Below are 7,671 nucleotides of genomic sequence, written 5' to 3'. Positions count from 1 at the left end.
GTCGGACCGGGTCGTGACCAGACCATTGTCCGTCACGACGTGCTCGGTTAGGAGCCGAAACAGCGGAGCCGGTGCGCCCGTTCATGGTTCGTTGGCATCGATCATGATCCGTGACGAACTACAGTAAGAGCTATGGCTCGGAACTGGCCGATGATCGAGCGCGAGACCGAGTTCGAAGCGATCCGCGCGGCACTCACCGGAACTGAATACGTCGGTGCGGTATTGACGGGCGACGCCGGAGTCGGGAAGACGACGCTGGCGAGACAGGCGACGGCCGCGGTAGGCGGCAATGTCCGGTGGGTGGCGGGTACGGAATCGGCCCGCAGCATTCCGCTGGGCGTATTCGCCCATATGGTCGGCGTTTATACGGCACACGATCCGGTGACATTCATGTCCGCCGCGCGCGAGGCGCTACTCGCCGACGGGCACGCGATCATCGGTGTCGACGACGCGCACCTGCTCGATCAGCTTTCGGCCACACTGCTGTTGCAGCTGGCCATCGATAAGGCCGCGCATATCGTCGCGACGGTTCGCAGCGGGGTACAGGTGCCAGATGCCGTGACCTCGTTATGGAAGGACGGCCATCTGCTGCGCATCGACCTCACTCCGTTCACGCAGCAGCAGAGCGTCGATCTGGTCGAGTCCATGCTCGGTGGGCAGCTGGAAGGCTTCACGGCCAACCTGATGTGGGAGTCCTCCGGCGGAAACGCCCTGTTTCTGCGGCATTTGGTGGAGGGCGCGCTGGAGGCGGGCGCGCTGCGGCAGGTGAACGGCGTCTGGCAGCTGCGCGGCCGGGCCGCGGTGACCTCGGAATTGGCGGCGCTACTGGAGGATCGGGTCGAGCAGCTGCCCGAACCGGTGCTGCGGGTGCTCGAACTGCTCACCTTCTGCGAGCCCATCGATCTCGACGTGCTCTCCGAACTGGCGGGGGAGGAAGCCGTGGAGGCCGCCGAAACCCGCGGTCTCATCAGGGTTGTCGAGAACAGCCATCAATTGATCGTGCGCTACAACCATCCGCTGTTCGGTGAGGTCATCCGGCGCAGGCTCGGCATCGCCTCGGCCCGGCGGCTGCGCGGTCGGCTGTACTCCTCGCTCAAGGAACGCGCGATCAATTCCGCGCCGGATCGCATCCGGCTGGCCGAATTGGCCTTGGACAGCGATAAATCCGCGGATCTCGAACTCTTCGAGGCGGCCGCCGCCGATGCGATCGGGCTGGCCAATTTGCCGCTCGGTGAGCGTTTCGCCAGGGCGGCGGTGGAACGTCGCGGCGGAGTCGAGGCCGCGGATCTGCTGGCTCGGGCGCTGCTGTGGCAGGGCCACCGCATCGAGGCCGAACGCACCCTCGCCAGCTTCGATCCGGATCAGATGAACGAGGTGCAACTGGGCCGCTGGGGCAGCACCCGGGTCTCGAATCTGTTCTGGGCCATGGGCGATGCCGAGCGTGCCGACGAGGTGCTCGCGATGCTGCGCGGCAAGGTGCAGCATCCGAAGACCATCGCCACCTTCGAGGGCCTGGCCGCAGCGTGCGCGGTTCACGAAAATCTGCTCGAGGACGCGTTTTCCGGGGCCGAGTCGGTGATGGAGACCGAAGGCGCACCGCCGTGGGCGGTTTGGTGGGCAGCCTTCGGCGGCGGCCTGGCGCTGGCGCTGATGGGTAAGGGCGATGTGGCGCGGCAGTACGCGTCCCGCGGGCATCAGGTGGAGTCGCATATCGACGGACTCAACCGGTTCATCTCGACCCATGCCGAGGTGCTCGCGCTGATCTGCACCGGTGATCTCGAGGCCGCCCGTCGGCGCGCCTCGGGGTATTTCGGCTACTCGGCGCCGGGCCAGTACCTCGCGTGGGGCATGTCGAAGATCTTGCAGGGCACCGTCGACGTGGCGCAGGGCCGCTTCCCGGATGGGATCGAACATCTCGAACAGGCGCTGGCCGCGCTCACCGCCGAGGGTGCCGCCGCTTGGCACATTCCGGCGAGAATCCGTCTGGCCGAGGCATATTCGGCACTCGGGCGGGCCCCGGAGGCGGCCGAATCCATTGCCGAGGCGGCCGCTCGCGGCGGCAGGCACAGCGCGGTCTACGACCCGCAGTTGGAGATCGCGCGCGCCTGCGCGGCCGCCGCGGAAGGCACCGTCACGCCCGCCATCCGACTTGCCATGGGCGCCGCCGACGCGGCGGCGCGCGCACATCAGCACGCCATCGAGGCCATGGCGCTGCATACGGCCGCCCGCTTCGGCGACCATTCCGTGGCGGGCCGACTCGCCGACCTGGCCGCCCGGGTCGACGGCGAACTGGTGCAGGTCCAGGCCCGCCATGCGGTGGCACTCGCGGCGCACGACGGACCCGGACTCGACGCGGCCGCAGCCGAATTCGAGCGCATCGGCGCCATGCTCTCCGCCGCCGATGCCGCCGCCCAAGCCGCATCCGCTCACGAACGCGCCGGTGACCGCCGCCGCCTGCTCGAATCCGCGGCAACCGCGAACCGTCTCGCCGCGGCCTGCGGTGGTGCCAGCACGCCCGCTTTGCGCCAGGCGGCCCAGCCGTTGCCACTGACCTCGCGCGAACGTGAAATCGCGAATCTCGTTGCGGCAGGCCTGTCCAACCGGCAGATCGCCGATCGCCTCACGGTTTCCGTCCGCACGGTCGAGGGCCACCTATACCGCGCCTGCATCAAGATGGACGTGACCGACCGCGAGTCCCTGGGTGCGCTGATGCGCGGTGAGTCCTCCGGCGGGGTCGGCTGAGCGCGGCGATGGACATCCTCAGCGAAACCATCGCCGCCATCCGCACCGGCAACCCGACCTCCGGCCTGTTCATCCGGCACGCGCCGTGGGGCCGTGCCTATCCGGTCGTCCCCGGCGCGGGTTTCCATGTGGTGCTGCAGGGTTCGTGCTTGGCGGTGCCGACCGGCGGCGAACCGATAGCTCTCGGTGTCGGCGACGTCCTGTTCATGCCGCGCGGCGCCGACCACGATCTGCTCGACCGCCTCGACAGCCCGGTCACCGAGAAGGCGCAGCCGGGGGAACCGCGCGAGATCACCGGACCGGGTGCGCGCACCGCCCTGCTGTGCGGCGCATACGAACTCGGCAGGCAGCGCAGCCATCCGCTGCTCGACGAACTCCCCGAATTCATCCATCTCCCAGCACGTCCCGGCCGCCACCCGTCCCTGCGCGCCGCCGTCGACCTGCTCGCCGCCGAGGTCGCCGAACCGAAACAAGGCAGCGATGCCGCTGTTCCCGTCATCCTGGAAACCCTGCTTCTGTTCATGCTGCGCGCCTGGTTCGACGAACAGGCCGCCGACGAACCCGCCACCGGTTGGGCGGGGGCCTTCGCCGATCCAGCGGTCGCCGCGGCACTGCGCGCTGTACACGAAGCACCCGCCCGCACCTGGACGGTCCCCGACCTCAGCGATATCGCGGGCGTCTCCCGAGCCACCCTGACCCGCCGCTTCACCGCCACCGTCGGTGAACCACCCCTGGCCTACGTCACCCGCTGGCGCATGCTCACCGCCGCCCGCCTGCTCCGCGACACCGACAGCCCCCTCGGCGCGATCGCCCGAAAGGTCGGCTACACCTCCGAATTCGCCTTCGCCAAGGCATTCAAACGCGAATACGGCCAGGCCCCAGGCCAATACCGCCGCGCAGACGACCAGCCCCCACTGATCGCGGTCTGACCGTTGCTCAGCCAGGCTTGACTCTCGTGCTACATCGGGCTGTGCTAGCGGTCATGAAGGCGATCACGCACCGGGAGTTTCGCGATAACTTCGCGACGGTCATGGACGCCGTGGAGGCTGGTGAGGTCGTTCGGGTCATTCGTAATGGTGTGGAGGTCGCCGAACTGCGGCCCGTCGGTCGTCGCGGTCGACTGACGGCTGCAGAACTCGTGGAACGGCATCGAAAACTGCCGCGAGTAGACCATGCCCGAATGCAGCGGGAAGCCGACGAATTCTCGGGTACCGGGGACCATATCGGCGACGGCGCACGGGAATCCCGTCGATGACGAACCGGCGTGCACCATTGGATACAGTGGAAGCATGTCGCTTCTCGGCCGCATTACCTCGAGCCCGGAAATCTGCCACGGCAAACCGGTCGTGCGCGGCCTGCGGTACCCCGTGGAGATGCTGCTCGAACTTCTCGCCTCTGGCATGAGCACGGAGGAAATCCTCGGCGACTATCCAGACCTCGAACTCGAGGATGTCTTGGCGGCCCTCGAGTACGCTGCCGTGGTGACCGCACAGAGGACCACAATCACGTTCGATGCTGCGTGAAGTTCTTAGTCGACGCGCAGTTGCCGCGCCAGCTGGCGTCCTTTCTGGTGACCGCCGGTCACGACGCAGTCCACACGTCGGAGCTCTCGCTCGGGAATCGCACCCCTGATCGCACCATCGCGATACTCGCGGATCGCCAGGACCGCACTGTCGTCACCAAGGACCGTGACTTCTGGATCGGTCATGTGCTCGAAGGCTGCCCACGATCATTGTTGATCGTGGCGACCGGCAACATCACCAATGCCGCGCTGTTGGCCCTCGTCGCCGCGCATCTGGAGCAGATCGTGGGGCTCCTGTCGGATTGTTCGGTCGTGGAAATGGGTCGCGACCGGTTGGTTGCCCACACTGATCGCGCCCCTGGGGCGCCGATGTCTGGGTAGCCGGGCGGGTGGCCCGGACTCAGCTGAACGGCGTATTCGGGCGGTCCTGGAGTTCGCCGTCGAGGTAGATATCGACCTTCTCGTTGTAGAAGCAGGCCAGGCCCGCGATCTTCTGGCTTTCCGGGAGCGGGGTGCGGTAGCCCCAGACGATATCCGGGTATTCCTTGCCGTCGATGTGGACGGTCCAGTAGTCGGCGGTGCCCTTGTAGGGGCAGCTGGTGTGGGTTGCCGAGGGCTTCAGCAGGTCCTGTCGAACATCGGTCAGGGGGAGGTAATACCTTGCGGGGAGGGCGGTTTCGAAGAGGATGCGGGGGGAGTGCGAGTCGGCCACGGTGGTGCCGTCGATTTCGACGCGGATATGCCGGGAACTCGCGAGGATGTCGACGCGGGTGTACGGATCGCGCGGGTGGACGTAGACCGGCTCGTCCTCTTCGAACCATTCGTCCATGGCGTTCCAGTCCAGGCGCACCAGCTCGTTCAGTTCGGTGAACGGGGAGTCGTGATAGCGCACCGCGGCTCCGGACGCGGTGGTGCCGTCGACGACCACGTCGTACCCGGTCGCGGTGCCGCGGCTCGGGGATTTCGCGCTGGTGCCGTTCGGCTCGAGTTTCGCGCGCAGATCCGCGACGGGCAGATAGTAGGTCGGGTAGTGCGGACTTTCCCAGACCAGGACCGGTCGGGCGGTATCGGCGACCAGCTGGCCGCCGAGGTAGACCCGGACTCGCTTCTGGCTGGTCGCTACCTTGACTCGGCCACGCTTCTCATCGGTCATACTCTCCGACCGTACTCCGGTCCGACCAGCCGAGTCGGCTATCGCGACCTGGACAGATGCTGCGGCACCGACTTCTTCAGCGCGTCCAGCAGTTCCTTCATGTCGCTTTCCATCCTGGCCAACCGTTCGATATCGAAACCGGTGAGCCCCGCCGCCATCGCCTCGCCGAAGGCGCCGCGGGCACGCGTCAGGCGGCTGCGTCCGGCCGGGGTGAGCTCGACGACGACGGCCCGGGAATCATCCGGATCCTTGCGCCGGGAGGCGTATCCGTCCGCGACGAGCCTGCCGATCAGCGCCGTTGCCGCTGGCTGTGAACATCGATCGATACGAGCGAATTCGCTGACGCGCACCGCGCCGTGTTCGTCGAGCACCGCCAGTGCGCGCATCACGGCTCGCGGCAGATCGTCGCGGCTGATCACCCCGGCCAGCCGGGTCAGCCGACCCGCGGTGACGAGGAGGTCGACCACGATGTCATCTGCTGTTGCCACCTGAGCCTGCTGCATAGAATATTATTACATACGCTAACTATGTGTGGCGAGGGTGTGTGCCCGATCTGCGTAAACGATGGCGCGCCGGGGGTCTTCGCCGTGCCTGAAATCGATTGACTTCGAGGTGGCTAGTCGCTTCGATGTCGGCTCTCTCGTTCACGATCCGAGCGTTCGCGTTCGCGCTGCTGGTGTATCGCCCGGTCCCTTTCGGAGTCCGCGTGTGTCCGCGTCGCGTCGGTGTCGATCATCTTGGGCGGGTCGTCGCTGTTGAGCCCCAGAATACCCATGATCTCCGGAGACAGCCCCGCCTCTTTCGCTGCCGCTCGTGCTCTTTCGCGTTCCTCCACAGCTCGCGATAGGGCGTTTTCGTGTTGCTCCGGCGTCCGCTGCGGTACGGGTGGCGGGGCTGGAGGTTCTTGGCCGCGTACGGGTTTCATCTCCAGGGCTACGACGTCGCGTTCGTTGTCTCGCTCCTGTCTCCGCGCGGCCAGTATTTGCTCCTTCTGTGCATCGGTGAGGAACGAGCCGAGACTATCGACAGTCGCCCGCGCTTGCGTTTCCGCACGCTCGCGGACCTCTTGTGCCTTCGGCGTGGGGTCCGTGCGTTCTCTGGTGACGGAGGGCGGTTTCGGCTTGTCCTGGTCGCTTTCACGGGCGCGCGGGTCTAGCGGTTCTCGTTCGAGCGCTTTGCTCTTCGGCGCTTTCTCCCGATGCTGTCCGTCTCTCTCCCGAGCTGGTTCCTCACGTTCTTTCGGCTGCCGCGCTCGGACAATCTCCCGGATATTCTCCAGACGTTTTCGAGCGCGGTCGGCACGTACCAGCTCGTGCGCCCGGACCAGTTCGAGTTGTTTCGACACCATGGATTGTCCGAGCTGGATAGCACGCAACGCGTCAGCCCTCGATATCACCTGATGGTGAAACTTGCCACGAAAATCGCGGGCCATGGCCTGCATTTCCTTGACCACTTCGGGTGGCACCTTTTCGCCGGCCACCGTTTCCCACGTGCTACTCGTCAATTGGCCAGATTCGAAAGCTAGGCGCTCTAGACCTAATTGCCGCAGCGTCTCCCGCTCATTGACCCGTCCAGATTTACGCTCAATACCTCGCGTGCCTCGGCCCTCAGTCCGTGCCGAATCCAGGATACGAACACCGTCTTTGGTCTCTATCCGAAACTGACGAACCCACCCTTTTTCGGCGGTTTCTCCCCGCTCGTGTGCTCGACCGAGTTCGAAGTACAGACCGCGTTCATAGTTGGTCAACCGTTCTCGTCGCCGGTAGTCATCGTATTCGTCGGGCACAGCTGCACCCACCCCCGTTTATGATCTTATGATCTCATTTACTATGCTGGCAGGTGCGCCTTGCTGATGATGTATTCGACCATATCGGGGCCGTAGTTTCTCCTGAACAAGGCTTCCGCCTTGGACACCACACTTTGCACCGAAGTTCCACGCACCTGCACGGCCGGACCAATGTCGACATAAAGCGGATCGCCCCACTCCGGGCGGTTTGTCCATGTGGTATCGGGGTGTCGTCGTACATAACATTCACCAAGGAAGCGAACGAATTGGTCGGCGGGGTCGTGATTTTCTGGTGCGGTGAATCCATCCAAGTCGCCGAACAATTCTTTCGTGGCTTCAAGGATGCTGGTCAACAATGGTTTTTTCCACCACGCATCTGTTGAATATTCTGCAATACCGGGAATCGTGTCGGTGAGGAACTTCCGCACCTGTGATTCCATCTGTTCGGGTGCAACCCAATCCAAAAAC

9 protein-coding genes are annotated in these 7,671 nt (G+C 65.3%); 5 read left to right on the top strand and 4 right to left on the bottom strand.

Annotated features, from left to right (window positions below):
* Window positions 1-132 precede the first annotated feature (132 nt).
* From NP3_RS29040 to NP3_RS29020, 5 genes are read left to right on the top strand one after another with little or no spacing between them, the layout of a single operon-like run.
* Entirely contained in the window at window positions 133-2,742 is a 2,610-nt protein-coding gene (locus NP3_RS29040) for a helix-turn-helix transcriptional regulator (RefSeq protein ID WP_063044788.1), read from the top strand.
* A gap of 8 nt (window positions 2,743-2,750) precedes the next feature.
* Window positions 2,751-3,671, top strand: a complete 921-nt coding sequence (locus tag NP3_RS29035; RefSeq protein WP_063044787.1) for an AraC family transcriptional regulator — start codon at window positions 2,751-2,753, stop codon at window positions 3,669-3,671.
* A 53-nt stretch (window positions 3,672-3,724) separates the two neighbouring features.
* Window positions 3,725-3,997: a type II toxin-antitoxin system Phd/YefM family antitoxin gene (locus NP3_RS47095; protein WP_084509125.1), complete on the top strand. Its 273-nt coding sequence runs from the start codon at window positions 3,725-3,727 to the stop codon at window positions 3,995-3,997.
* Window positions 3,998-4,031: 34 nt separating this feature from the next.
* Window positions 4,032-4,265: a DUF433 domain-containing protein gene (locus NP3_RS29025; RefSeq protein ID WP_063044785.1), complete on the top strand. Its 234-nt coding sequence runs from the start codon at window positions 4,032-4,034 to the stop codon at window positions 4,263-4,265.
* Window positions 4,262-4,645, top strand: coding sequence for a DUF5615 family PIN-like protein (locus tag NP3_RS29020; RefSeq protein ID WP_063044784.1), 384 nt, complete (start codon window positions 4,262-4,264; stop codon window positions 4,643-4,645). Before NP3_RS29025 ends, NP3_RS29020 begins: the two co-directional genes overlap by 4 nt.
* 19 nt (window positions 4,646-4,664) lie before the next feature.
* Here the strand turns inward: NP3_RS29020 and NP3_RS29015 are convergent, their stop codons facing one another.
* From NP3_RS29015 to NP3_RS28995, 4 genes are all read right to left on the bottom strand, one after another.
* Window positions 4,665-5,417 carry a DUF427 domain-containing protein gene (locus NP3_RS29015; RefSeq protein WP_063044783.1) on the bottom strand — a complete coding sequence of 251 codons (753 nt, stop codon included), beginning with the start codon at window positions 5,415-5,417 and terminating at the stop codon, window positions 4,665-4,667.
* 38 nt (window positions 5,418-5,455) lie between these two features.
* Window positions 5,456-5,905 (bottom strand): MarR family winged helix-turn-helix transcriptional regulator, encoded by a 450-nt coding sequence (locus NP3_RS29010; RefSeq protein ID WP_245721156.1) that lies wholly within the window; start codon window positions 5,903-5,905, stop codon window positions 5,456-5,458.
* A gap of 128 nt (window positions 5,906-6,033) precedes the next feature.
* The gene (locus NP3_RS48275; RefSeq protein WP_157124609.1) at window positions 6,034-7,203 is read right to left on the bottom strand and encodes a hypothetical protein; all 1,170 of its coding nucleotides are present in this window, start codon (window positions 7,201-7,203) and stop codon (window positions 6,034-6,036) included.
* Window positions 7,204-7,244: 41 nt separating this feature from the next.
* The coding region (locus NP3_RS28995) for a hypothetical protein (RefSeq protein WP_218024955.1) at window positions 7,245-7,671 on the bottom strand (427 nt) is incomplete at its 5' end.

Source organism: Nocardia pseudovaccinii NBRC 100343, assembly GCF_001613225.1.
Lineage (GTDB): Bacteria > Actinomycetota > Actinomycetes > Mycobacteriales > Mycobacteriaceae > Nocardia > Nocardia pseudovaccinii.
The sequence above is the reverse complement of the archived record's forward strand: the minus strand, read 5'-3'. Positions and strand labels throughout refer to the sequence as shown.

Coding starts and splice junctions, on each gene's coding strand:
- NP3_RS29040 (WP_063044788.1), top strand. CDS start 133: ATGGCTCGGAACTGGCCGATGATCGAGCGCGAGACCGAGTTCGAAGCG.
- NP3_RS29035 (WP_063044787.1), top strand. CDS start 2,751: ATGGACATCCTCAGCGAAACCATCGCCGCCATCCGCACCGGCAACCCG.
- NP3_RS47095 (WP_084509125.1), top strand. CDS start 3,725: ATGAAGGCGATCACGCACCGGGAGTTTCGCGATAACTTCGCGACGGTC.
- NP3_RS29025 (WP_063044785.1), top strand. CDS start 4,032: ATGTCGCTTCTCGGCCGCATTACCTCGAGCCCGGAAATCTGCCACGGC.
- NP3_RS29015 (WP_063044783.1), bottom strand. CDS start 5,417: ATGACCGATGAGAAGCGTGGCCGAGTCAAGGTAGCGACCAGCCAGAAG.